Below are 22,158 nucleotides of genomic sequence, written 5' to 3'. Positions count from 1 at the left end.
TCCTGTCGTCGCCTTCCTCGCTCGGGACGAGCCGGCCAAGTGCCGATGCGACTCCTAGCGCAATGCCGTCCGGCGCGAGGCGATATGGCAGCGAGTAGAGACGCGGCCGCCCACACCTCCTCTCCCCCCTCCCCCCGTGTCGGCGCCGCGTCTCGAACGCGGCTGCCGCACATCAACGCACAAGCACTTCGGCGCCGCGTGTGGAACGCGGCTGCCGCATTTCACGCAATGGCATGGGCTGTCAGTCGGGTGCGCCGAGCGTTTCGGCGATCTGGCGCAGTTCCGTCTTGAGCAGCTTTCCGATGTGGCTGCGCGGCATGTCGTCGATCGCGTGCAGCTGGGCGAGGCGCTGCGTCTTGCCTAGCCGGGCGTTCACCGCCTCGCGGATTGCATCAAGCCCTTCGGCATCCTGCGACAGGGTCACGAAGCCGACCGGCGTTTCGCCCCAGCGGCGCGAAGGCATGCCGATGACCGCAGCTTCACGCACGCCAGTTTCCTTGAGCAGTTCGTTCTCGAGGTCGACCGGGAAGATGTTGAACCCGCCCGAGATGATCATGTCCTTGGCGCGGCCCACCAGTTCGACGAAGCCCTCTGCATCGACGCGGCCGATATCGCCCATGCGCTGCCAGGTCTCGCCCGTGGCGGGATCGCTCCAGTAGCCGTCGCGCGTCTGGTCGGGGCGGTTCTTGTAGCCGCTCATCATGGTGTGGCTGCGGCCGACGAGATTGCCGGGCGTTCCGGGCGGGACTTCGCGGTCCTCGTCGTCCAGCACCTTCAGCTCGCTGCCGGGGGCGGGACGACCCACGGTGTGAAGCTTGTCGGGAAACTTGTGCGCTTCCAAGAGGCACACGACCCCGCCTTCGGTCATCGAATAGATCTCGATCAGCGCGCCCGGCATCCGCGCCAGCACCTCGCGTTTCAGCTCTGCCGAGAAGGGGGCCGAGGTGCAGTATTTGAGCTGCAGGGCCGACAGGTCGAATTCATCGAACCGCGGCTCGTCCATCAGGCGCTGGTATTGAACGGGCACCAGCATGGTGATGGTCGCGGCGTCGGCCGCTGCATGGCCGAGCCAGCCGATCGTGTCGAACTTGCCCATCACGCGCACCGTTCCGCCAGCCAGCAAGGCAGGCAGGAAGGCGACCATGGTGGTGTTCGAATAAAGCGGCGTCGATGCCAGCGTGCGCACCGGCAGGCCCGCCTCGAGCCAACTGGCCGCGGTCGCGGCGAACTGGCGCCAGCGCATCTGGTGCGAATGGACGATGCCCTTGGGCGTGCCGGTCGTGCCCGAGGAATAGATGATGTTGAACGGGTCGCCTGGCTCGGGGACATGCCTTCGCGCAGTGGTGCCGGCAGGAGCCATCCAGCCGGCGAGCTCCTCGTCGAGGATTACGCGCTCCATGCCCGGAAAGGCGCCTTCGCCCATGTCTTCCAGCTTCGCGCGCGTGACAAAGATATGCTGCGCGCCCGAATCGCGCGCCATGGCGGCAAGCTGCTCGGGACTGGCGCTGGTGGTCAGCGGTGCCGCAACGCCGCCCGCCCTGATCGCGGCAAGGAAGACGAGGGCATAGGGAATCGACGAGATGCCGAGGATGGCGACCGACTGCCCGCGTTCCAGCCCGGTCTCGAGCAGGCGCGCGGCAATCCGTTCGACCTGGTCCCCAAGGGCGCCCCAGGACAGGTTGTCCGCCCCGTCGCGGAGGGCAGGCGCATTCGGCTGGCGCTGCGCCCAGTCCGAAATGATCGCGGAAAAATCGCCGAAAGGTTCAGCGAGTCGAGCGGCCGGTTCTGTCTCTCCCATCACGGTTTCCTAGCTGGCTTGTCGCATCTGTCCAGAATCACCCGCCGCTTGGCGGGCGAAGGGCTGAGAATTAGGTTGCGCGCTTCGGGGACAAGATATGCCGTTAAGGTTTCAAAACGCCACGTAGATGTGCCGGTTTTGCCGGATTGCGCAAGAAGATTGCGAATTTGGCGGGAATGGCGGATTTTCCGGTCGCATTTTTGACATTTGTCCAAATCGGCGTAGCTTCCCCACTGCCCGGACAGTTTCCGCAGACCAGTGCCGGGTCGGATCGACCATAGACCGTCATCGCATACACAAATACCACCAGTCGCACCTCGTGTGATACTCTCTGCGGCCGATCATCCCGCCTTAGCGAAAGGATGATCACAATGTTTAAGCCAACCTATTTCATACTAGCCACTGCGGCGGCAGCATCGATGCTGGCCGTGCCTCTTTCATCGAAGGATGCCGACCAGGACATCATCGTGTCCCCCCGCAGCGACCAAAGCTTCGTCGAAGAAGTGTCGAGCGATCTCGATACCCAGCTGCGCCGGATGCGGTTCGACCCGCGCTGGGAGCCGGCCGGGATCGTCAAAATCCGCTTCCGCGCCGGCGAGGACGGAACGCCTGTCGACATCACGACCTACGAGTCCTCGGGAAGCAAGCGCCTCGATCGTGAAGTCGGCAAGGCAGTGGAGCGGCTCGATTCGCTCACGCCCCTGCCGTCCAGCGCAGGCGACGATCCCGTGATCCAGGCCAATGTCATCGTGGCCTACAGCAAGGGCCACATGGAACGCCTCAGCCGCAAGCTGGCCGAATCGGAGGCAGCACGCCTCGCCTCGGCCGATCCCGCCGAACGGGCGGTGCTTGCCCTCAGCTTCGCGCCGCGTCCGAGTTCCTGACCCTTCCCCCAAGGGCCAGGGGCCGTCTCGGCGTTGGGGCGGTATCTGTCTGCGGGGTGCCGCCCCGCGCCGGGTCTGCCTAACGAAAGGGCTCCGTCTTCGGACGGGGCCCTTTTTCGATGCCCAGGCGATGCGCCGGATTCGAAAATTGCGCGCCCGGATTCGCATCCTGCGCAATCCCGGAAAGCCGGCTTTGCCCGCAAAAATTTTTTCGCAGATTCATTTTGGGGCTTGCGCGCGCACAAACCCCAGCTTGGTCCACGCGTCGCTGCGTTGCACCACAATCATACACCACGCCAAAGCGGCGAATTGACGCATTAAATCTTCATTCACCCTCTTGCGCCGGACTCGGCTCTGATTCACTATCTAGTGGTCGGTCACCGGGGGGTACCCACAAGACCTAGCGAAATACGGCATCCGGTCCCATATCGGGCGGGTGCCGCAATCACGCCGGGCCTGTGGGGAAAAAGGGGATAAGTTTTCGCCCCGGAGACCTGCGAAATTGCTAGGCAGGCATTGCGCTTGCCGACTCGGTTGAAACACGAAATCGCAGGCGGGGCGAACAGCCTGCCGGATGACAACGGACGGTGGGGCACACAATGGATTTCAAGAGCGGGGACGAAGTGGCGATGGGACTGGATCTGGACACTCAGGACACCGTCGATGACACCGCGCCCGTCAAGAACAGCGCAAAGGCGCAGAAGGCTGTCGCAATGGAAAACGAAGACAAGGGCAGCGAAGCACTGGTCGCCGAAGCGGCCGGCGCAGCCATGGCCGGCGCAATGGCCGAAGTCGCCAAGGCCGCTTCCGAAAAGGAAGACAGCAAGAAGGTGCTCGACCGCCGCTTCGACGTGAAGACGGATGCCTCGCGCGACGACCTGCTCACCGCTTTCGGCAAGGAAACGCTCGAAGACCGCTACCTCCTGCCCGGCGAAAGCTACCAGGACCTGTTCGCGCGCGTCGCCGATGCCTTTGCTGACGATGGCGATCACGCCCAGCGCCTCTACGACTACATCTCCAAGCTGTGGTTCATGCCCGCAACGCCTGTGCTGTCGAACGGCGGCACGACCCGCGGCCTGCCGATTTCCTGCTACCTCAACTCGGTCAGCGACAGCCTCGACGGTATCGTGAACACCTGGAACGAGAACGTCTGGCTCGCGTCCAAGGGCGGCGGCATCGGCACCTATTGGGGCAATGTGCGCGGCATCGGCGAGCCGGTCGGTTTGAACGGCAAGACCAGCGGCATCATTCCCTTCGTGCGCGTGATGGACAGCCTGACACTGGCGATCTCACAGGGTAGCCTGCGCCGCGGTTCGGCTGCCTGCTACATCGACATCACCCACCCGGAAATCGAGGAGTTCCTCGAAATCCGCAAACCCTCGGGCGACTTCAATCGCAAGGCGCTGAACCTGCACCACGGCGTGCTGGTCACCGACGCCTTCATGGAAGCGGTCCGCAACGGCGAGGAATTCGACCTCGTCAGCCCGAAGGACGGTTCGGTCCGCAAGACGGTCGACGCGCGCGGCCTGTTCCAGAAGCTCGTCGAAACCCGCCTTGCGACGGGCGAGCCCTACATCGTCTTCTCCGACACGGTGAACCGGATGATGCCCAAGCATCACCGCGAACTCGGCCTCAAGGTCTCGACCTCGAACCTGTGCGCCGAAATCACCCTGCCGACCGGCATCGACCACCTCGGCAACGACCGCACCGCGGTGTGCTGCCTGTCCTCGCTCAACATCGAGAAGTGGGACGAATGGTGCACCGACAAGCAGTTCATCGAGGACGTCATGCGCTTCCTCGACAACGTCCTTCAGAACTACATCGACCGTGCGCCCGACGAGATGGCCCGCGCCAAGTATTCCGCCATGCGCGAACGCTCGGTCGGCCTCGGCGTGATGGGCTTCCACTCCTTCCTCCAGCAGAAGGGTATCGGCTTCGAAAGCCCGATGGCCAAGGTCTGGAACCTGAAGATGTTCAAGCACATCCAGTCGAAGGCCTCCGAGGCTTCGATGGTGCTCGCACAGGAACGCGGCGCTTGCCCGGACGCGGAAGAAATGGGCGCGATGGAACGCTTCAGCTGCAAGATGGCGATCGCACCGACCGCGTCGATCTCGATCATCTGCGGCGGCACGAGCGCCTGCATCGAGCCGATCCCGGCGAACATCTACACCCACAAGACGCTTTCGGGCAGCTTCGTGGTGAAGAACCCGTACCTCGAAAAGCTGCTCGACAAGAAGAGCAAGAACTCGACCGCGATCTGGAACTCGATCCTCGAGAAGGGCGGCAGCGTCCAGCACCTCGACTTCCTGACGCCGGAAGAAAAGGCGACCTTCAAGACCAGCTTCGAAATCGACCAGCGCTGGCTGCTCGAATTCGCCGCCGACCGCGCGCCCTATATCGACCAGGCCCAGTCGCTGAACCTGTTCATCCCGGCCGACGTCGACAAGTGGGACCTGATGATGCTGCACTTCCAGGCATGGGAGAAGGGCATCAAGTCGCTCTACTACCTGCGCTCGAAGAGCGTGCAGCGCGCCGGTTTCGCTGGCGGGGTGGAAGCGGACAACACCGCCGATGCCGCCAAGTACGAACTGAGCGCGGGCGAGCAGACCGATTACGAGGAGTGCCTCGCCTGCCAGTAAACAATCCCTTGGACGGGACGAACGGGACGGGCCGGCCCACCATGAAGGTGAGCTGGCCCGTCCTGCTTTTCGGCCTGGCGCTGTTCGCCGCGTGGCTCGCGCTGATCCCGGTGCTGCAGGATGCGGCCGGGGTCGATTCGCAGTGTCACGGCAGGGTCTATGGCAAGGCGCGCTTTGGCGGGCTGGTCCTCTGCTCGCTCGAAGCGGGTTCGCGCGGCTGGCTGTTCCTCGGGTTCCTAGCCTCCTTTCCGGCGCTGACCCTCACATGGCTCGGCCGCAGGTTCCGCGCGATGCGGGCCGGGCGGGACGGCTAGAGCGCCCGCGCGGCGCTTAGCGCCTTGCCCTTTCGCGCTGCCCACGGCACCTAGGTCGCCCATGGGTTCGCTGCGCATCCTCTTCATCTCGCCCAATTTTCCGCCCTATGCGCAGGCAGGGGCCGCGCGCACGGGCGCGCTGGCGCGGCACTGGGTCGAACAGGGCCACGAAGTCACCGTGATCGGAGCGCGCATCGGCGGGGCAAACGGCATCCATTCCGGCCTCGACCACGAACACCTCACCGCGATCATGCTCCCGGTCGAAAAGCTTCCTGCAGCCGAAGGAGCGCCTGCGCCTTCCGCCATGCCGGACAAGCCCGTCAGTCGCCCAAGCCGCCTGCGCCGTTGGTTGTGGCTCTCGCGCCAGATGCCCGACCGCTTCCACCCGCACTGGACCCGCCGCGCGGTCGATACGGCGCGCGGCCTGTGCCTCGCGAAGGGGTTCGACCTCGTCTATTCCTCCGGCCCGCCGCATTCCGCGCATATCGCCGCGCAGAAGATCGCCGCCGAAAGCGGCCTGCCATGGGTGTGCGAGCAGCGCGACCTGTGGGCCGACAATCCCTATATCGACCGCCAGCCGGTGCTGACCACGCTCTACAACCGGTTGGGCCGGCAGGTGCAGCGCCACGCCGACGCGTTTGTCGCCGTCACCGAAACGGCGGCCGGCGAGCTTGCGGCGCAGACGGGCAAGACGGTGACGCTGGCGCGCAACGGCTGGGACGGGGCGGATTTCGCCGGGCTGGAAGACGTGCCCGCGCCGCTCGATCCGGAGAGGCTGACCATCATCCACGCCGGCCTCATCTATGCCGAGCGGCGCGACCCGAAGGCCCTGTTCGAGGCGATCGCCATGCTGGGCGAGGACCGAAGCCGCGTGCGCGCGGTGTTCTATCACGACGAATACGGCTTCCTCGACCAGCGGATCGCGGAATACGGCGTGGCGGACTGCGTCGAGATGCGCGAGTTCCTGCCGCGCAGCGAAATCCTCAAGGTGGAGCGGCAGGCCGACGTGCTGCTGATGTGCCGGTGGCCCGACCCGGCGGAAGACGGGGTGATCCCCGGCAAGCTGTTCGAATACATCGGCGCGCGCCGCCCGATCCTGGCGACGGGGCTGGAAAGCGGGGAGGCCGCGGCCATCGTGCGCGAAGGCGGGTTCGGCCTCGCCACGCAGGATGCCGCGCGCATCGCCGACCAGCTGCGCGCATGGATCGCGGCCAAGGATGCTGGCGGCGGGCGTGTGCCCGACCTGCCGGCGGAAACGGCACGCGGCTATACGCGCGACCAGGCCTTTGCCGATATCGACGCCGCGATCGCGAAGACGCTTGGCCGCATATGACAAGACCCCCGCCGGCCGGTGGGCTGGCGGGGGTCTGGCGTGTTTGCGCTTGGGCGCGAGATTGAGAGTCAGGCGCGTTCCATGACCGCCTTGTTGCCAAGGCCTGCGGGGATACGCGCGCCTTCCTTCAGGTAGATGCGGTTGTCGTCGATCTTCTCGACGTCATCCAGCTTGAGGAAGTGGTGGATGTCGTCGGCGCTGTCCGACTTGGTCAGCTTGATCGCGTCGCCATCGACCTCGTCGACAGTGCCGACGTGCAGGCCTTCCGAATTGGCGACTTCCATGTGTTCCTTGATGCGGAGCTTCTCGAACATAAAATTCCCTTTTGTCTGTGTGGGTTACACCTTATCAACGGACGCAAGGGCCAAGCGGTCCACGCTTCGCCGAGGCTCATGCACGGCTCGTTGGATCGGGTCGCAGGGGGCTGGAAAAGTTGACGCCCCGACCTCTTGCGAGGCGGGGCGTCGGGGATGCGGAGCCGTAGCCCGCAAAAGGGGAAACCGGACCTGGTCCGCTTAGCCCCGAACCGGCTCGGTGGCCGATTGCTATCCCAACGTCGCATCTGCGCATCGCGTTCCGGCAAATAGTGCCGCGCTAGGAATTTTTTCCCGCGCTTATCCCCGCCGAATCATTCACTCTTGCCTTCGATTCCGGGCTGTGATTCCCTATATGAGTCGTTCACGCGCCAAACCGGAGATCCACAAGATGTCGTTGCTCGAAGCCCGCAAGACCTACAAGCCCTTCGAATACCCCTGGGCTTACGAGTTCTGGAAGCGGCAGCAGCAGATCCACTGGATGCCGGAAGAAGTTCCGCTCGGCGAAGACTGCCGCGACTGGGCGCAGAAGCTGACCGAGCACGAGCGTAACTTGCTCACGCAGATCTTCCGCTTCTTCACGCAGGCCGACGTGGAAGTGCAGGATTGCTATCACGACAAGTACGGCCGCGTGTTCAAGCCGACCGAGATCAAGATGATGCTCACCGCATTCTCCAACATGGAGACGGTGCACATCGCGGCCTACAGCCATTTGCTCGACACGATCGGCATGCCGGAAAGCGAATACTCCGCCTTCCTCGAATACGAGGAAATGGCCGACAAGCACAACTACATGCAGCAGTTCGGCGTCGACAACGATGAAGACATCGCGCGCACGCTGGCGATGTTCGGCGCGTTTACCGAAGGCATGCAGCTGTTCGCCAGCTTCGCCATGCTGATGAACTTCCCGCGCTTCAACAAGATGAAGGGCATGGGCCAGATCGTCAGCTGGTCGGTGCGCGACGAATCGCTGCACTGCGAAGGCATCATCCGCATGTTCCACGAGTTCGTGCGCGAGCGGGACTGCCTGACCAAGGCGGTCAAGGAAGACATCGTCGACATCTGCCAGAAGACGGTGCGCCTCGAAGACAACTTCATCGATCTCGCCTTCGAAATGGGCCCGGTGTCGGGCATGACGGCGAAGGACATCAAGAAGTACATCCGCTACATCGCCGACTGGCGCCTGGGCCAGCTGGGCATGCAGCCGATCTACATGGTCGACGACCACCCGCTGCCCTGGCTCGCCCCGCTCCTCAACGGTGTGGAGCACGCCAACTTCTTCGAAACCCGCGCGACCGAATATTCCAAGGGTGCGACCCGCGGCAACTGGAACGACGTCTGGGCCAGCTTCGACAAGCGCCAGAGCGCCAAGGCCGCGAACGAGGAAGAAGCCGAAAGCGACGGCCCGGGCCTGTTCGGCGACGATGCGGGGGCTGTGGCGGCGGAGTGATTGCGAAGAGGCGGTTCGTTTAGGACTCACCTTAGCCGCGAGAAAAGCGACAGATCTTTGCGGGCGGGGTGAAAGTCCCACCCGCAGTTTTTTGGCTTAGATCAGCAGGCGCGGATTCCGCTTCGCAGACCAACGCGAATATCCTTCATTCGCCGGACTTGGCTGCCACCAACAGGGGCATTGCTCCGAATAGGATTTGACCAACCGTTCCCAAGAGCTGCGGCAGTTTCCAGAGGCTTGCGAACCATTCGCCTACGCTCTGTCCCGACAGGCTGGTGGCCAGTACGAGTTCGGCCAGCATCAGAAAAGTGGATGCGCAGACGCCCATTACGGCAGCGCTCGCGAAAGAGTTGATCGAATGCCGGACGCATAGGCTCCGGGCCGACCACCAGCTCGCTATGAGCAGGATCGGCACTTCGAACAGAATGAAGGTTGTTTCGCCTAGCGCCCCGGCGCCCCACAATGTGCGGACGGTACCCAGCAGAAAGCCGAGCGCAAATATCGTCGCGAAGTAGCTGATGGCGGCGATAACGGCTTTCATGACAGGACTATGCATGACGTTCTTTGCGGCGTCATTACCTCTACCCTAATCGCACCAATCCCGGCCCTCATCCCAGCCGTTACCCTCAGCCAGCCTGGCGACGATCATATGCTCCGCCAGCGTCTCCTCGCCGCGGGAGGCCGCGCGCAGTTCGCGGCCATAGCGGTCGCGGGGAGGGTCGGTGCCGCCCGTCCAGGTGAAGGGGCCTTGGGCGAGCCAAGCGTGGAGGGCCGTGCGGGCCAGACGGGCCTGCGCCCGCTCGGCATTGCAGGCGCCGTCCATTTCGGGCGCGTCGAAGCCGGTCAGGCGCACACGGCGCTGGCCGATGGCCACCGTGTCGCCGTCGATCACGCAGGCGCTGCCCCCGCGCTGTCCGCACAGGCCGAAGCGGTACGTAACCTCGTCCAGCCGTTCGGGCGGGCCAAGCCTGCCGCCGTTGACATAAAGCGTCGCCGCCAGCGCCAGCAGCAGCACCAGCCACCACAGGCTGCGCCTGAATGGCCGCCTGCCCATCTGCCTGCGGCGTGTCGTTCGGAAGCGGATCGGCCGTGCCATTGCCCCCGAACGATAGCGGGCCGGCGCAGGGGTTCAATCCCGCGCCGGCCCGTAATCCGTTCAGCCGTGCGAGCGGCTCAGTAGCGCCGCCGGCGCTCCTCCGCCCCGCGCCGTTCGCCCTTGCGGCGATCGGGCCCGTCGAAGGGAAGCTGCTGCACGCGCCAGTCGCCCGTGCGCCGCTCTTGACCGTTCCGGTCGTCCATCTTCGTAGCCATGTCGTAACCCCCCAAAGTCCATTCGCGGACAAGAGTATCGGGCGGCGGGTTACTTTTCCGTGTATGTCAAAAGGCATAGTAAAGCCTGCCTGGCGGTACGATTTCCTTAAGCATATGAATGGCATGGCGAGGATGCGGCGCTGATGCCGCCCCTGTCCGGACCGCGCCTATGCCCTTGCCTTTCAACCCGATCGAGATCGCGACCTATTACCTGATCGCTGTCAACTTCCTCGCTTTCGCCCTGTTCGGTATCGACAAGGCCCGCGCGGAAAACGGCGGCTGGCGGATCAGGGAAGACACGCTGCTCTTCGTGGCCTTCCTCGGCGGACTGCCCGGCGCGCTGGCGGGGCGCAGCGCCTTTCGCCACAAGACCCGCAAGCGCAGTTTCAACCAGGGCCTGCTGAGCGTTGCGCTAGTGCAGGGCATTGCCCTCGTGACCGTATTCTTCATCATGCCCGCCATGATGGAAACGCCGGAAGAACGCGCAGCCCGCCATGCCGTGGAACGCTCGGTCACCTACTCCGGCTGCAACGAGGTGCGCGCGGCGGGCAAGGCCCCGCTACATCGCGGCGAGCCGGGTTATCGATCGAACATGGACGGCGACGGGGACGGGACCGCTTGCGAAGACTACTGAGCAAATTGACCTGCCTCAAAGATGCCGTGACTTCCCCGTATTACCCGATTCCCTGCAACCATTAGGGAAAGGTATCCGCATGTCGCAGCACACGCCCAACGAACTGACCAAGATCTTCGCCCGCGACCGTGAACTGATCACGCAGCTGAAGACGCAGGACGGGCGGTTCGCGCGCCTCGCCGACGATTATCACGAGGTAAACCGCCAGGTGCACCGGATCGAGGCGGAAACCGAAGCGGCCAGCGACGAGCGGACCGAGGCCCTCAAGAAGCAGCGCCTCAGCCTGCTCGACGAGATCACCGCCATCGTCACCAAGGCCCGCAGCGCCGCCTGACACAAGGAAGCACGACCATGAAGTTCGACCCCGCAAGCCCGCTCCGCCTCGCCGCACCCGTGGCCGCAGCCCTGCTGCTGGCCGCCTGCGCGCAGGAAGCGGAGGAAAAGACCTACGCCACCGATGTCGAGGATGCCGGCGGCGGCGAGCTGATCGTCACGCAGGAGGATCCCGACGCGGTCCCGGTCGACACGCCCGACACGCCGATGACCCCGACCGCCGAGGCGGAAGAGGAAGCCCCGGCCGAATAAGCGCGGCTGGCGCCCGCCCTCGGCCTCCCTTCCTTCGGGAAGCGGGGCCTGAGGGCGTGGCTGGCGCCTGAGGCTAAAAAACGATGTCGCCTTTGAACAATACACCCGTGTTGCGGTGCAGTATTACTGCGCGCCATAAAGAACACGCGGTGTCGCTGTCTGTACGTCTGCTTTGTGGAGCCACGTCATGTCAGCCCAGTTCGTTGCCCTCGAGTATTTCGTTTATTACCTGATTGCGATCAATCTGTGCGCCTTCCTCGCCTTCGCGGTGGACAAGGCCATGGCCGAAAGCGGCGGGTGGCGCGTTCCCGAAACCAGCCTGCTCGGCTGGGCGATGATCGGCGGGACGCCCGGTGCCTATGCCGCGCGCGCGGCTTTCCATCACAAGGAGCGCAAGCAGCCCTTCTCCAACCAGCTCCACGCGCTCGCATGCGTGCACGTGATCCTGCTGGCGGGAACGCTGCTCTATCTCAGCTTCGCCTGACGAGGCGGCGCAATTCCCGGGTGCGGTCTGCTTGTTTGCCGCCGTGATCGCACCCCTGTCCCGGCCCGTGTCCCCCAGGGGATGCGGGCCGTTTCACGTAGGCACGCTGCTCCTTACCACCCCCAAGCGGGTGGGGGCGGAGTAATCGGAGACGATGCGTCGAACTCGACGCGGAACAGGCGGGTGGGATCGTTGCGGCGGGTCAGCTGGTAGGTGAAGCGCGGGGCCTGTGCATTGGCGGGGTCGACCTCGAGCCGCCAGACATTGGTGAGCGAGGCGGACAGCCCTTCGCGCTCGAACAGGGCGATCGAAAAGGCATCGACGGGGAAATCCTGCACCCGCGCCGTGCCCGCCGACAGTGTGTCGCCGCCATATTGCGTGACCGCGTCCTCGCTGCCGTCCTCGTGCCGGTGGTCGTGCTTGAGCCTGAGGCCATCTCCCGTTCGCGTCACCAGCCAGGTGCGCGAGCGGTTCCAGCCACCCGGTGCCTCCGCGTCCTCGACATGGAAGGCGATGGCGACGCGGCTGTCGGAGCAATCCGCCCAGTGGGCCACCATGCGCTTGCCCGCCCAGTCCGCATCGCGCGCGTCGCTGCTGGCGAGCGCGCCCTCGTAAGCCTCGCCGCAATGGCTGGAGAGTGCCTGCCAGAACCGTTCCTGCGTCTCGGGCAGCGGCGGCGCATCGGGCGTGCTGGCACAGGCGGCCAGCGGGAGGAGGGCGGCAAGGGCGAGCGTGCGGTGCATGGTCATGCCGGGCGTGATGGCAGTGCCGCAGGCCGGCGGCAAGCGGCCAGGGCGCTTTCCCCTTCCCCGCTCGCTGCGCAAAAGCTAAGGCCACCCGCCATGAACGCGAGCGAAACCCAGCCCATGCACGAGGCGAGCACCAAGGCCCAGACGCTGATCGAGGCGCTGCCCTACTTCCAGCGCTATGCCGGCAAGAGCTTCGTGGTGAAATACGGCGGCAACGCCATGGGCGACGAGGACGCCGCGCGCGAATTCGCCGAGGACGTCGTGCTGCTGAAGGCGGTCGGCATCAACCCGGTTGTGGTCCACGGCGGCGGCCCGCAGATCGGCCGGATGCTGGAAAAGCTGGGCGTGGAGACCCAGTTCATCGACGGGCTGCGCGTCACCGACAAGGCGACCGCCGAAGTGGCCGAGATGGTCCTGTCCGGCGCGATCAACAAGGCGCTGGTTTCCTCCATCGCGCGCGCCGGCGGCAAGGCGGTGGGCATTTCCGGCAAGGACGGCGGCCTCGTGACCGCGCGCAAGGTCGAACGCACGACGAAGGACCCGGAAAGCAATATCGAGCGCGCGCTCGACCTCGGCTTCGTGGGCGAACCCTGCGCGGTCGACACCACGATCATCGAAACCGCGACGGCGGCGGGCATGATCCCGATCGTCGCCCCGATCGCGGCGGGCGAGGACGGCCACACCTACAATATCAACGCCGACACCATGGCCGGCGCGCTGGCTGCGGCGCTGGGCGCGGCCAGGCTGCTGCTGCTGACCGACGTGCCCGGCGTGCTGGGCAAGGACGGCGCGCTGCTGACCGATCTGACGCCGGCCGACATCGCCGCGCTGCGCGGCGACGGCACGATCAGCGGGGGCATGATTCCCAAGCTGGAAACATGCGTCGCGGCAGTCGAGGCGGGATGCGAGGCCGCAGTCGTGCTCGACGGGCGTATTCCCCACGCCATGCTGCTCGAATTCTTCACCCAGCGGGGCGCAGGTACGCTCATAAGCGCCCGATAGGGCTTGGCGCGCCGCGTCCGCCACGTGTAGGACGCTTCGACACGGGATTGCTCAGACAGAAACGGGGTTCACCCTAGTGCTTATCACTCTCTACCAGATCCTCGAGATGCTCACGAACGTGTTCGTGATGCTGATCATCATCCAGTTCATTATCGGCCTGCTGTTCGCCTTCAACGTGGTCGGGCGCAACGAATTCCTGATGAGCTTCTACGACGGCATCAACCGCCTGCTGGACCCGGTGCTGAGGCCGATCCGCAACCTGCTGCCGCAGACCGGCATGATCGACTTTTCACCGCTGGTGCTGATCATCGCGCTCAACATCATCCTTATCGTGCTCGGGAACATCATCTACTCGCTATGACCGCTGAACGGATCGACGGAAAAGCCTTTGCCGCCCTCCTGCGGGAGCGCGTCGGCGCGCTTGCAGGGCAGTTCGAACACAAGGCGGGCCGCAAGGCGGGCCTTGCCGTGGTGCTGGTGGGCGAGGACCCGGCGAGCCAGGTCTATGTCGGCTCCAAGCACAAGGCGACCGTGGCTGCGGGCATGGAAAGCTTCGAGCATCGCCTGCCTGCCGATACGTCGGAGGCGGAGCTGCTGGCGCTGGTCGACCAGCTCAACAATGACGATGCGGTCGACGGGATCCTCGTCCAGCTGCCGCTGCCCGGTCATCTCGACGAACAGGCCGTCATTGCGAGCATCAGCCCGGACAAGGACGTCGACGGTTTCCACGTCACCAATGCGGGCCGCCTTGCCGTGGGCCAGCGCGGCTTCGTGCCCTGCACGCCGCTGGGCTGCATGATGCTGTTGACCGACCGGCTGGGCGATCTCTCCGGCCTCGAGGCGGTGGTGATCGGCCGCTCGAACATCGTCGGCAAGCCGATGGCGCAGCTCCTGCTCGACGCCAATGCGACCGTCACCATCGCGCACAGCCGCACCAAGGACCTGCCCGCAGTGGTCAAGCGCGCGGACATCGTCGTCGCTGCCGTGGGCCGCGCGGAAATGGTCAAGGCCGAATGGCTGAAGGACGGCGCGACCGTGATCGACGTTGGCATCAACCGCCTGCCTCCTGCCGAGGGCGAGGAGAAGGGACGCCTCGTTGGCGATGTCGACTATGCCGGCGCGCAGAACGTTGCCTCGGCCATCACGCCCGTACCCGGCGGCGTCGGCCCGATGACCATCGCGGTGCTGCTGAGGAACACGCTGGTCGCAGCCTATCGCAATGCAGGGCTGGAAGTGCCGGCCGCGCTGTGACGCTGCGCCTTGCCTTACTCGCCGCGAGCGCGCTGGCTCTCACCGCCTGCTCCACCGCGCCGGGACCGCGTGATCGCTATGCCCGTCTGCTGACGCCCACGGCCAGCCCGTCCAAGGTCATCGCCACGGAACTCGCCTTCGCCCGTGCCGCGCGGGAAAAGGGGCAGTGGACCGCCTTTGCCGAATATGCGGCAGAAGGTGCGCTGCTGTTCGGACAGAACGGCGCGATCGAGGCCAAGCCCTGGCTCAAGCAGCAGCAGGACCCGCCGCAGGCAGTCGCGTGGGAACCGCACCGCGTGTGGTCGAGCTGCGACGGTTCGATCGCCGTCACGCAAGGGGCTTTCCGCGATCCCGATGGCAAGGTCGGGACCTTCAACACCGTCTGGCAGCGCCAGCGGGACGGCGAATATCTCTACGTCTTCGATTTCGGCATCCCGCAGGACGCCGCGCCGCAAGCGCCGGACATGATCGGAAGCGAAGTGGCTGCCTGCCGCCGCCCGGTCGATGTGGGCGAACCGGATTCGGCCATTCTCTTGCGCGCATCGCGTGACGGTTCGCTGGCCTGGGGCTTCCATACCGGCGTCGCTGGCGAGCGGCGCTATGTCGTCTGGCTGGCGAAGGAGACCGGTTGGGAGCAGGTCGTCAACGTCACCCTTGGCGCAGGAACGGCCGAATGACCCAGCTCTTCATCTCCGCCTTCATCACGCTTTTCGTGGTGATCGATCCGCCCGGCTGCGCGCCGATCTATGCCGGCCTGACCAAGGGTGCGAGCGCGGCGCAGGCCCGGATGATGGCGATCCGCGCGACGATCATCGCGGGCGGGATCCTGCTCATTTTCGCGCTGTTCGGGCAGGATCTGCTTGGCGCGCTCCATATCGAACTCGACAGCTTCCGCATCGCGGGCGGGCTGATGCTGTTCTGGATCGCCTTCGAAATGGTCTTCGAAAAGCGCACCCAGCGGCGCGAGGAGCGTGCCGAAAAGGTCGCCGCCACGCCCGAGGTGGAGGACGTCTCGGTCTTCCCCATGGCCATGCCCATGCTGGCCGGCCCCGGCGCGATCGCGGCGATCATGCTGCTGATGAACGAGGCGCAAGGGCTGGAGCAGTCGCTGGTCGTGCTCGGCGCGCTGGCCAGCGTGCTGCTGCTCACTATGCTCGCGCTGATTGCCGCCGGACCCCTGATGCGCCTGTTCGGCGACCGGGTGGAGGCAGTGATCACCCGCCTGCTGGGCGTGCTGCTGGCCGCGCTGGCCGCGCAATACGTGATCGACGGCCTCAAGGGCAGTTTCGGGATTTAGTTTTTCGAACCCGCCTCCGCGGGTTCGTCCTCGCCAAGCAACATTTCTGTTCCTGGTCACGGCAGTCAAAGGCCGACCGGCCGCCCGCAGGGGCCCGTAGCGAAGCGAAGGAATAGCCCCGAGGACGCTCGCACGGAGGTGCGAGCGAAAAACGATTACTGCAACGTCACGATCTCGTCGCCGTCGTCGCGCAGGGCGAAGAACTGCATAAGCTGGATCATCAGCTCGCACCGCTCCGACAGGTCGGGGGCCTCGAGCAGGGCCTGCTTGGCGGCAGAATCGAACGGGATGATCTGGGCGACGCCGTTGATCAGCGTCTCGTCGTCCAGCCGCTCGACCGAATCCCAGTCGACCGAATACCCCTGCATGGCGGCAAAGCGCTTGGCCTCGAATTCGAAGGCGGCGCGCTCGACGCTGGAGAGGACCTCGTCCTCCGGATCGTCGATCAGCTCGGCCTCGATCTGGCGGAAGGCGGTCGTTACGTCGAGTTCGCGCAGCATGCGGAAACGCGCCTCGCCTTCGAGCACGATATTGTAGCGCCCGTCTTCCAGCGCCTCGACATCGCCGATGCGGCCGACGCAGCCGACCTCGTAGAGCGGCGCGTTCTCGCCCCCGCGCTGCGGCTGGATCATCGCGATCAGCCGGTCTTTCGCCAGCGCGCTGCCGACCAGTTCACGGTAGCGCGGCTCGAAGATGTGCAGCGGCAGCTGCAGCCCCGGGAACAGGATCGCGCCGGGCAGGGGGAAGATGGAGAGACGCTTCGTCAACGGATCATCCGAACAGCAGGCGCGACAGCTTGCGGCGCGTGTCGACAACCCATGGGTCTTCGAGGCCGACGGCATTGAAGATGTCGATCAACTTGGCGCGGGCGGCGCCTTCGTTCCATTCGCGGTCGGCTTCGACCATGGCGAGCAGTTCGCCCGCGGCCGCATCGCGCTGGCCGGCGGCGAAGGCGGCCTCGGCATAGGCCATGCGCGCATCCATGTCGGCAGGATCGGCTGCGGCCTTGTCGCGCAGGGCGGCGAGTTCGCCGTCATCGACCTTGTTGCCGGCGAGTTCCAGCGCGGCGGCGGCATTCTCGACCAGCGGGTCGGAGGCGAGGGCGGGATTGGCGCGGACGGCCTCGAGGACCTTGCGGGCTTCCTCGACCTGTTCGGCCTGCACCAGCGCGCGGACAAGCCCGGCATGTGCAGCTGCGCTGTCGGGTGCCATTTCGGTGACCTGCGCGAAGATACCCGCGGCGCGCGGCGCGTCGCCATCGGCCAGCACCTGCTCGCCCATGGCAACGAACTGGTCGATCTGCTGCGCGGCCTGCGCCGCCTCGTCACCGCCCGCCTGGACGGGAAGCTGGGCGAGGATCTGGTCGAGCGTTTGCTTCAGCTGCGATTCGCTGCGCGCATTGGTCAGGTCGGCGACCGGCTGGCCCTGGAACATGGCATAGACGGTCGGGATCGACTGGACCTGGAACTGCGCTGCAATGAACTGTTCCTTGTCGACATCGACCTTCACCAGCACCACGCCCTTGTCGGCGTAGTCGGCCGAAACCTTTTCCAGCAGCGGGGCCAGCGCCTTGCAGGGCCCGCACCAGTCGGCATAGAAATCGAGGATGACGAGCTTCGTCATCGACGGTTCGACGACGTCCTTCTTGAACCGCTCGACTGCCTTCTGCTCGTCGATGCTCAATCCCATGCTCGCCACTGAAACCGCCTTTCCTGGATGAATTCGTTTCGCCCCATGTGGGCCTTCTTGGCCGAATGTGAAGGACCTGCAGCGCCTGTACAAGGGCGGGCCGGGCAGGGCCAAAAAAGCTGCATTTTTTCTCTTGCGGGACTCAAGAGGCGTTGCTAGTTGCGCGCCTCCCCACCGGGCCTTGCGGTTCGGTAGAGCGCCAGTGAGCGGGCGTAGCTCAGGGGTAGAGCACAACCTTGCCAAGGTTGGGGTCGGGCGTTCGAATCGCCTCGCCCGCTCCATTTTCCCGACATCGATATGTATCCGGGCGACACGCAAGTCGTTCGTCGTGCCGCGTGCACATTTGGCGGATTGTGCTTGAAACGTGCGGATCGCGCTTTATCTGGCGCGATATGTTGTATCAGAGCAAACGCCCCCTCGCCGCCTCCCTGTCCCTTATCGCAATTGCCGTGGCCCAGCCTGCGCTGGCCCAGGACGCGTCCGCGCCGCCTGCCGATGACCAGGTGACGCAGGAGCAGGTTGAGGACGATCTCCACGACCGCCGCATGGATTCGCGCGGGACCATCGTGGTCACTGCCGAAGGCCTGCGCCAGTTCGACCTGCTCGCCGGGACCAGCGTCGTCGAAGGCGCGGCGCTCGACGCCAATCTCGACGGCCAGCTGGGCGAAGTGCTCAACAGCGTGCCCGGCGTTTCCGCCAGCGGCTTTGCTCCCGGTGCCTCGCGCCCCGTGCTGCGCGGCTTTTCGGGCGAGCGCGTCAAGGTGCTGGTCGACGGCATCGGCGCGATCGACGTGTCCAACACTTCCGCAGACCATGCCGTCTCGATCGACCCGCTGACGGCGGAGAGCATCGAGGTCCTGCGCGGCCCCGCGGTCCTGCTCTACGGCAGTCAGGCAATCGGCGGCGCGGTCAACGTGATCGACAAGCGCATCCCGCGCCGCATCCCGAACGAGGCGTTCCATGTCGATGCCATCGTGCGCGCCGATACGGCCAGCGACCTGCGTGAAGGCGGCGCGTCCTTCGACGTGCCGCTGGGTGGCGGCTTCGTCGCCCATGCCGACGGCTCCTATCGCACGACTGACGACCTCAGCGTTCCCGGCTTCCTGCTGGCCCCCGAACTGCGCGCCGATTTGCTCGCCGATGCCGACGAGGAAGACGAAGAGGGCAATCTGGGTGAAGCCGAGGAATTGCGCGAACTCGCGCTCGCAGAAGGCAAGCTGTTCAACAGCGGCACGGAAACCTGGACGGCCAATGGCGGCCTTGCCTTCTTCCGCGACCAGTCGAGCCTCGGCGTGTCCTTTGGCATTTACGACACCTTCTACGGCATCCCGATCCGCCCCGGTGCAGGCCACCACGAGGGGGAGGAAGAAGGCGGCGAAGCCGAGGCCGGGGAAGAAGGTCCGGAAACCGTCAACATCGGCCTGCGCCAGTACCGCGCCGACATGCGCGGCGACATCTACCTTGGCGAAGGCCTGTTCGAGAAGCTGAAGATCCGCGCCGGCTATTCCGATTACACGCACACCGAGTTCGAAGGTGCCGAAGTCGGCACGACCTTCGACGTGCAGGGTATCGAGGCCCGCGCCGAGCTGGTGCAGAACCCCAACGGTCGCTGGCGCGGTTCCATCGGCACGCAGTACTATTTCCGCGACTTCTTCGCCGAGGGCGAGGAAGCCTATGTCGCTCCGAACCGGACCGAGCAGCTCGCCTTGTTCGCCCTGCAGGAATATGGCGACGGGCCGGTCCAGCTCGAAGGTGCGGCGCGGTTCGAGACCACCACGGTCGATTCCACCTTCCTCGGGCTGGAGCGCAATTTCGACACCTTCTCCGGCGCGATCGGCCTTGCCTATGACGGCCCGCAGGCCTTCCGCGCCGGCATCAATTTGTCACGCGTGGCCCGCGCTCCGAGCGCGGAAGAGCTATTCTCCAACGGTCCCCACATCGCAACGCAGGCGTTCGAGATCGGCGATCCCGACCTGGGCGTCGAACGCGCATGGGGCGCCGAACTTTTCGCACGCGGCACCATGGGCGATTTCGAATTCAGCCTCGCCGCGTTCAAGAACTGGTTCGACGATTACATCTACCTGTCCGAAACCGGCGCGGAAGAGGACGATCTGCCGGTCTTCGTCTATCTCCAGCAGGATGCGACTTACCAGGGCCTCGAAGGCGAACTGATCTGGCGCTTCCTCGACACGGGCTCGCTCGCTCTCGCCGCCGACCTGCGCGGCGAATATGTCGAGGCCGAACTGTCCGACGGCACGCCGGTCCCGCGCATCCCGCCGGTCAGTCTGATGGGTGCGCTCGAGGCGACGAGCGGCGATTTCGAGCTTCGCGGCGAGGTGGAATGGTATGGCGCGCAGCGCGAAGTCGCGCCGTTCGAAACCGAGACCGAGGACTTCACCTTCGTCAACGCGGTCGCCACCTGGCGTCCGCTGCGCACCGAGCCGTCGGTCAGCGTGATCCTGAAGGCAGAGAATATCTTCGACGTCAGCGGCCGCCGTCACGCAAGCTTCACCAAGGATTTCGTGCCCCTGCCCGGGCGCAATATCTCGGCGAGCTTGCGCTTCAGCTACTGATCCCGCTCAATCCTCGACGGCAAAGGTCAGGGCGGCGTGCTCGCGCAGCCGCTCGACCAGCGCTTCGCCGAGGAACGAGCCGGGCGTACCGACCCCGCCTTCGGCCTTGCAGTCGAGCAGCGCCATGCCGGTTTCGCCGAGCATGCGGCTGGTCGAGCCATAGCCCGGATCGTACTTGCCCTTGACCGCATAGTGCAGCGTCTCGCCGTCGGGCATCTCGGCGATGAAAAGCACGTCGTAGAACCCGTTCTCGCGCTCTTCCGGCGTCGGGCCTTCGCCCGGCTTGGGCGGCTTGGCGCCGAAGGGGTTCTTCATCATGTCGGCGAGCGCGCTTGCGGCGGCCTTGCCGGCATCGCCGGGGCTGGTCAGCACCATCTCGTCATAGCGGAAGTCCTCGCCATAGGGGTGGCCGAGCAGGAAGTTCGTCCGGTGGACGTTCTTGGTGTTGATCGGCGCCATGACGAAGGGCGCGGCCCATTTGCCGAGCTTCTCCTCGTAGCGCGGCACGAGGCCGGACGGCTGGTCCGGCCCTTCGAAACCCGGCGTCAGGCCAAAGCTGCTCTTGAGGATCGAGATCAGCTTGGGATTGCGCGCGACCGCCTTCATCGTCTCGGTCAGGCTGGCGACCGTGCCGCCCGAAGCGCCGCCCGCCATGCCGCGCACGCGGCCCTTGATGCGCGGGGCGGGCTTGCCGAACCGTTCCTTGGCAACCTTCTGCGCCATCAGCACGCCGAGGTCGAAGGGGATGGAATCAAAGCCGGAGGAGAAGCAGATCCGCGCGCCGCTTGCCTTGGCGGCCTCCATGTGCTCGTCGATCTTCTGGCGCATCCACACCGGCTCGCCGCAAAGGTCGGCATAGTCGGTGCCGGTCCTGACGCAGGCTGCGACCAGCGCGTCGCCATAGAGCTGGTAGGGGCCGACCGTGGTCAGCACGACCTTGGTGCGGTTGCACATGGCCTCCAGGCTTGCCGGATCGTCGGCATCGGCGACCACCAGCGGGGTCGACCCGGGGGCACCGATCTCGTCGCGCACCGCTTCCAGCTTGTCCATGCTGCGGCCGGCCATGGCCCATTTCGGCCCGCCGTCCTTGCCGCCGTATTCGCGCACGAAATGTTCGGCCACGAGGCGGCCGGTATAGCCGGTGGCGCCATAGACGATGATGTCGAATTCGGTGTCAGCCATGGTTCTCTCCTTTGTCCGCCTGAATGCGCGCGGCGCGGGAGAGAGTCAAAGACGTAGCGTCAGGGCTGCCTTGTCAGAGGCGCGGCAGCGTGACCCCGCGCTGGCCCATGTATTTGCCCGCGCGGTCGGCATAGGTGACTTCAGGCCGTTCGTTGCCCTTGAGGAACAGGAACTGGCAGGCACCCTCGTTGGCGTAGATCTTGGCTGGTAGCGGCGTGGTGTTGGAAAATTCCAGCGTCACATGGCCTTCCCAGCCCGGCTCCAGCGGGGTGACGTTCACGATGATGCCGCAGCGCGCATAGGTGCTCTTGCCGAGGCAGATGACCAGCACGTCCTCGGGAATGCGGAAATATTCGACCGTGCGCGCCAAGGCAAAGCTGTTGGGCGGAATCACGCAGACGTCGGTGTCGCGGTCGACGAAGCTGTTGCTGGCGAAATCCTTGGGATCGACCACCGCGCTGTCGACATTGGTGAAGATCTTGAACTCGGGCGCGACGCGCGCGTCGTAGCCATAGCTCGACAGCCCGTAGGAAATGCAGCCTTCGCGGCGCTGCGCTTCGACGAAAGGCTCGATCATGCCTTCGTTGAGCGCCTTGTCGCGGATCCACTTGTCGGAAAGAATCGCCATGGGTGTGTGATTCCCCACCCGCGCCGCTCGGGCAAGCGGGA

Annotated in this window: 25 protein-coding genes and 1 tRNA gene; 16 read left to right on the top strand and 10 right to left on the bottom strand. The window is 65.3% G+C overall.

Annotated features, from left to right (window positions below; translation table 11 throughout):
- Window positions 1-241: 241 nt before the first annotated feature.
- Window positions 242-1,798, bottom strand: a complete 1,557-nt coding sequence (locus tag LC083_RS05640) for a class I adenylate-forming enzyme family protein (protein ID WP_226699545.1) — start codon at window positions 1,796-1,798, stop codon at window positions 242-244.
- Between the two features lie 371 nt (window positions 1,799-2,169).
- On the opposite strand from LC083_RS05640, the gene LC083_RS05635 reads away from it, so the two are divergent.
- The 4 genes from LC083_RS05635 to LC083_RS05620 all read left to right on the top strand — a co-directional run bounded on the left by LC083_RS05635 (window position 2,170) and on the right by LC083_RS05620 (window position 6,968).
- On the top strand, window positions 2,170-2,682 hold the full coding sequence (locus tag LC083_RS05635) for an energy transducer TonB (protein ID WP_226699544.1): 513 nt from the start codon (window positions 2,170-2,172) through the stop codon (window positions 2,680-2,682).
- Between the two features lie 599 nt (window positions 2,683-3,281).
- Window positions 3,282-5,321, top strand: a complete 2,040-nt coding sequence (locus tag LC083_RS05630; RefSeq protein ID WP_226699543.1) for a ribonucleoside-diphosphate reductase subunit alpha — start codon at window positions 3,282-3,284, stop codon at window positions 5,319-5,321.
- Window positions 5,322-5,362: 41 nt separating this feature from the next.
- Window positions 5,363-5,635, top strand: coding sequence for a hypothetical protein (locus LC083_RS05625; RefSeq protein ID WP_226699542.1), 273 nt, complete (start codon window positions 5,363-5,365; stop codon window positions 5,633-5,635).
- 61 nt (window positions 5,636-5,696) lie between these two features.
- Complete coding sequence (locus LC083_RS05620) at window positions 5,697-6,968, top strand: glycosyltransferase (protein ID WP_226699541.1); 1,272 nt, start codon at window positions 5,697-5,699, stop codon at window positions 6,966-6,968.
- 68 nt (window positions 6,969-7,036) lie between these two features.
- On the opposite strand, the gene LC083_RS05615 is transcribed toward LC083_RS05620, so the two are convergent.
- Window positions 7,037-7,282, bottom strand: a complete 246-nt coding sequence (locus tag LC083_RS05615; RefSeq protein WP_222555267.1) for a DUF2171 domain-containing protein — start codon at window positions 7,280-7,282, stop codon at window positions 7,037-7,039.
- A gap of 391 nt (window positions 7,283-7,673) precedes the next feature.
- On the opposite strand from LC083_RS05615, the gene LC083_RS05610 reads away from it, so the two are divergent.
- Window positions 7,674-8,732: a ribonucleotide-diphosphate reductase subunit beta gene (locus tag LC083_RS05610; RefSeq protein WP_160609180.1), complete on the top strand. Its 1,059-nt coding sequence runs from the start codon at window positions 7,674-7,676 to the stop codon at window positions 8,730-8,732.
- Between the two features lie 145 nt (window positions 8,733-8,877).
- Here LC083_RS05610 and LC083_RS05605 read toward each other — a convergent pair whose 3' ends face one another.
- From LC083_RS05605 to LC083_RS05595, 3 genes are all read right to left on the bottom strand, one after another.
- Window positions 8,878-9,273 carry a hypothetical protein gene (locus tag LC083_RS05605; protein WP_226699540.1) on the bottom strand — a complete coding sequence of 132 codons (396 nt, stop codon included), beginning with the start codon at window positions 9,271-9,273 and terminating at the stop codon, window positions 8,878-8,880.
- Between the two features lie 45 nt (window positions 9,274-9,318).
- Window positions 9,319-9,828 carry a thermonuclease family protein gene (locus LC083_RS05600; protein WP_226699539.1) on the bottom strand — a complete coding sequence of 170 codons (510 nt, stop codon included), beginning with the start codon at window positions 9,826-9,828 and terminating at the stop codon, window positions 9,319-9,321.
- A gap of 77 nt (window positions 9,829-9,905) precedes the next feature.
- Entirely contained in the window at window positions 9,906-10,043 is a 138-nt protein-coding gene (locus LC083_RS05595) for a hypothetical protein (protein WP_226699538.1), read from the bottom strand.
- A gap of 169 nt (window positions 10,044-10,212) precedes the next feature.
- On the opposite strand from LC083_RS05595, the gene LC083_RS05590 reads away from it, so the two are divergent.
- The 4 genes from LC083_RS05590 to LC083_RS05575 all read left to right on the top strand — a co-directional run bounded on the left by LC083_RS05590 (window position 10,213) and on the right by LC083_RS05575 (window position 11,746).
- A complete protein-coding gene (locus tag LC083_RS05590; RefSeq protein WP_226699537.1) occupies window positions 10,213-10,677 on the top strand; it encodes a DUF1294 domain-containing protein in 465 nt (154 codons plus the stop codon).
- 79 nt (window positions 10,678-10,756) lie between these two features.
- On the top strand, window positions 10,757-11,011 hold the full coding sequence (locus LC083_RS05585; protein ID WP_224831393.1) for a YdcH family protein: 255 nt from the start codon (window positions 10,757-10,759) through the stop codon (window positions 11,009-11,011).
- A gap of 17 nt (window positions 11,012-11,028) precedes the next feature.
- Window positions 11,029-11,262 (top strand): hypothetical protein, encoded by a 234-nt coding sequence (locus LC083_RS05580; protein WP_226699536.1) that lies wholly within the window; start codon window positions 11,029-11,031, stop codon window positions 11,260-11,262.
- A gap of 187 nt (window positions 11,263-11,449) precedes the next feature.
- Entirely contained in the window at window positions 11,450-11,746 is a 297-nt protein-coding gene (locus tag LC083_RS05575; protein WP_222555263.1) for a DUF1294 domain-containing protein, read from the top strand.
- A 113-nt stretch (window positions 11,747-11,859) separates the two neighbouring features.
- Here LC083_RS05575 and LC083_RS05570 read toward each other — a convergent pair whose 3' ends face one another.
- Entirely contained in the window at window positions 11,860-12,495 is a 636-nt protein-coding gene (locus LC083_RS05570) for a hypothetical protein (RefSeq protein WP_226699535.1), read from the bottom strand.
- Between the two features lie 93 nt (window positions 12,496-12,588).
- Between LC083_RS05570 and argB the strand changes: the two genes are divergently transcribed.
- The 5 genes from argB to LC083_RS05545 all read left to right on the top strand — a co-directional run bounded on the left by argB (window position 12,589) and on the right by LC083_RS05545 (window position 16,045).
- The gene (argB, locus tag LC083_RS05565; protein ID WP_226699534.1) at window positions 12,589-13,497 is read left to right on the top strand and encodes an acetylglutamate kinase; all 909 of its coding nucleotides are present in this window, start codon (window positions 12,589-12,591) and stop codon (window positions 13,495-13,497) included.
- Between the two features lie 76 nt (window positions 13,498-13,573).
- Entirely contained in the window at window positions 13,574-13,858 is a 285-nt protein-coding gene (locus LC083_RS05560; RefSeq protein ID WP_224831389.1) for a YggT family protein, read from the top strand.
- Window positions 13,855-14,748 carry a bifunctional methylenetetrahydrofolate dehydrogenase/methenyltetrahydrofolate cyclohydrolase FolD gene (gene folD, locus LC083_RS05555; RefSeq protein WP_222555261.1) on the top strand — a complete coding sequence of 298 codons (894 nt, stop codon included), beginning with the start codon at window positions 13,855-13,857 and terminating at the stop codon, window positions 14,746-14,748. Before LC083_RS05560 ends, folD begins: the two co-directional genes overlap by 4 nt.
- Window positions 14,745-15,425, top strand: a complete 681-nt coding sequence (locus LC083_RS05550) for a hypothetical protein (protein ID WP_226699533.1) — start codon at window positions 14,745-14,747, stop codon at window positions 15,423-15,425. The genes folD and LC083_RS05550 overlap by 4 nt, the downstream gene beginning before the upstream one ends.
- Window positions 15,422-16,045, top strand: a complete 624-nt coding sequence (locus tag LC083_RS05545) for a MarC family protein (protein ID WP_226699532.1) — start codon at window positions 15,422-15,424, stop codon at window positions 16,043-16,045. Before LC083_RS05550 ends, LC083_RS05545 begins: the two co-directional genes overlap by 4 nt.
- A gap of 155 nt (window positions 16,046-16,200) precedes the next feature.
- Here the strand turns inward: LC083_RS05545 and LC083_RS05540 are convergent, their stop codons facing one another.
- Entirely contained in the window at window positions 16,201-16,812 is a 612-nt protein-coding gene (locus tag LC083_RS05540) for an LON peptidase substrate-binding domain-containing protein (RefSeq protein ID WP_160608406.1), read from the bottom strand.
- Between the two features lie 4 nt (window positions 16,813-16,816).
- A complete protein-coding gene (locus tag LC083_RS05535; RefSeq protein WP_226699531.1) occupies window positions 16,817-17,734 on the bottom strand; it encodes a tetratricopeptide repeat protein in 918 nt (305 codons plus the stop codon).
- A 206-nt stretch (window positions 17,735-17,940) separates the two neighbouring features.
- Here LC083_RS05535 and LC083_RS05530 point away from each other — a divergent pair.
- Both LC083_RS05530 and LC083_RS05525 read left to right on the top strand, forming a co-directional pair.
- Window positions 17,941-18,015, top strand: a tRNA-Gly gene (locus tag LC083_RS05530).
- A gap of 111 nt (window positions 18,016-18,126) precedes the next feature.
- Window positions 18,127-20,307, top strand: coding sequence for a TonB-dependent receptor (locus LC083_RS05525; RefSeq protein WP_226699530.1), 2,181 nt, complete (start codon window positions 18,127-18,129; stop codon window positions 20,305-20,307).
- A gap of 6 nt (window positions 20,308-20,313) precedes the next feature.
- On the opposite strand, the gene LC083_RS05520 is transcribed toward LC083_RS05525, so the two are convergent.
- Complete coding sequence (locus tag LC083_RS05520) at window positions 20,314-21,489, bottom strand: saccharopine dehydrogenase family protein (protein ID WP_226699529.1); 1,176 nt, start codon at window positions 21,487-21,489, stop codon at window positions 20,314-20,316.
- Window positions 21,490-21,562: 73 nt separating this feature from the next.
- Window positions 21,563-22,117 (bottom strand): dCTP deaminase, encoded by a 555-nt coding sequence (dcd, locus tag LC083_RS05515; protein WP_160608403.1) that lies wholly within the window; start codon window positions 22,115-22,117, stop codon window positions 21,563-21,565.
- Window positions 22,118-22,158 lie beyond the last annotated feature (41 nt).

Source organism: Qipengyuania gaetbuli, assembly GCF_020524765.1.
Lineage (GTDB): Bacteria > Pseudomonadota > Alphaproteobacteria > Sphingomonadales > Sphingomonadaceae > Qipengyuania > Qipengyuania gaetbuli_A.
This window is presented reverse-complemented; position numbering and strand designations above follow the sequence as displayed.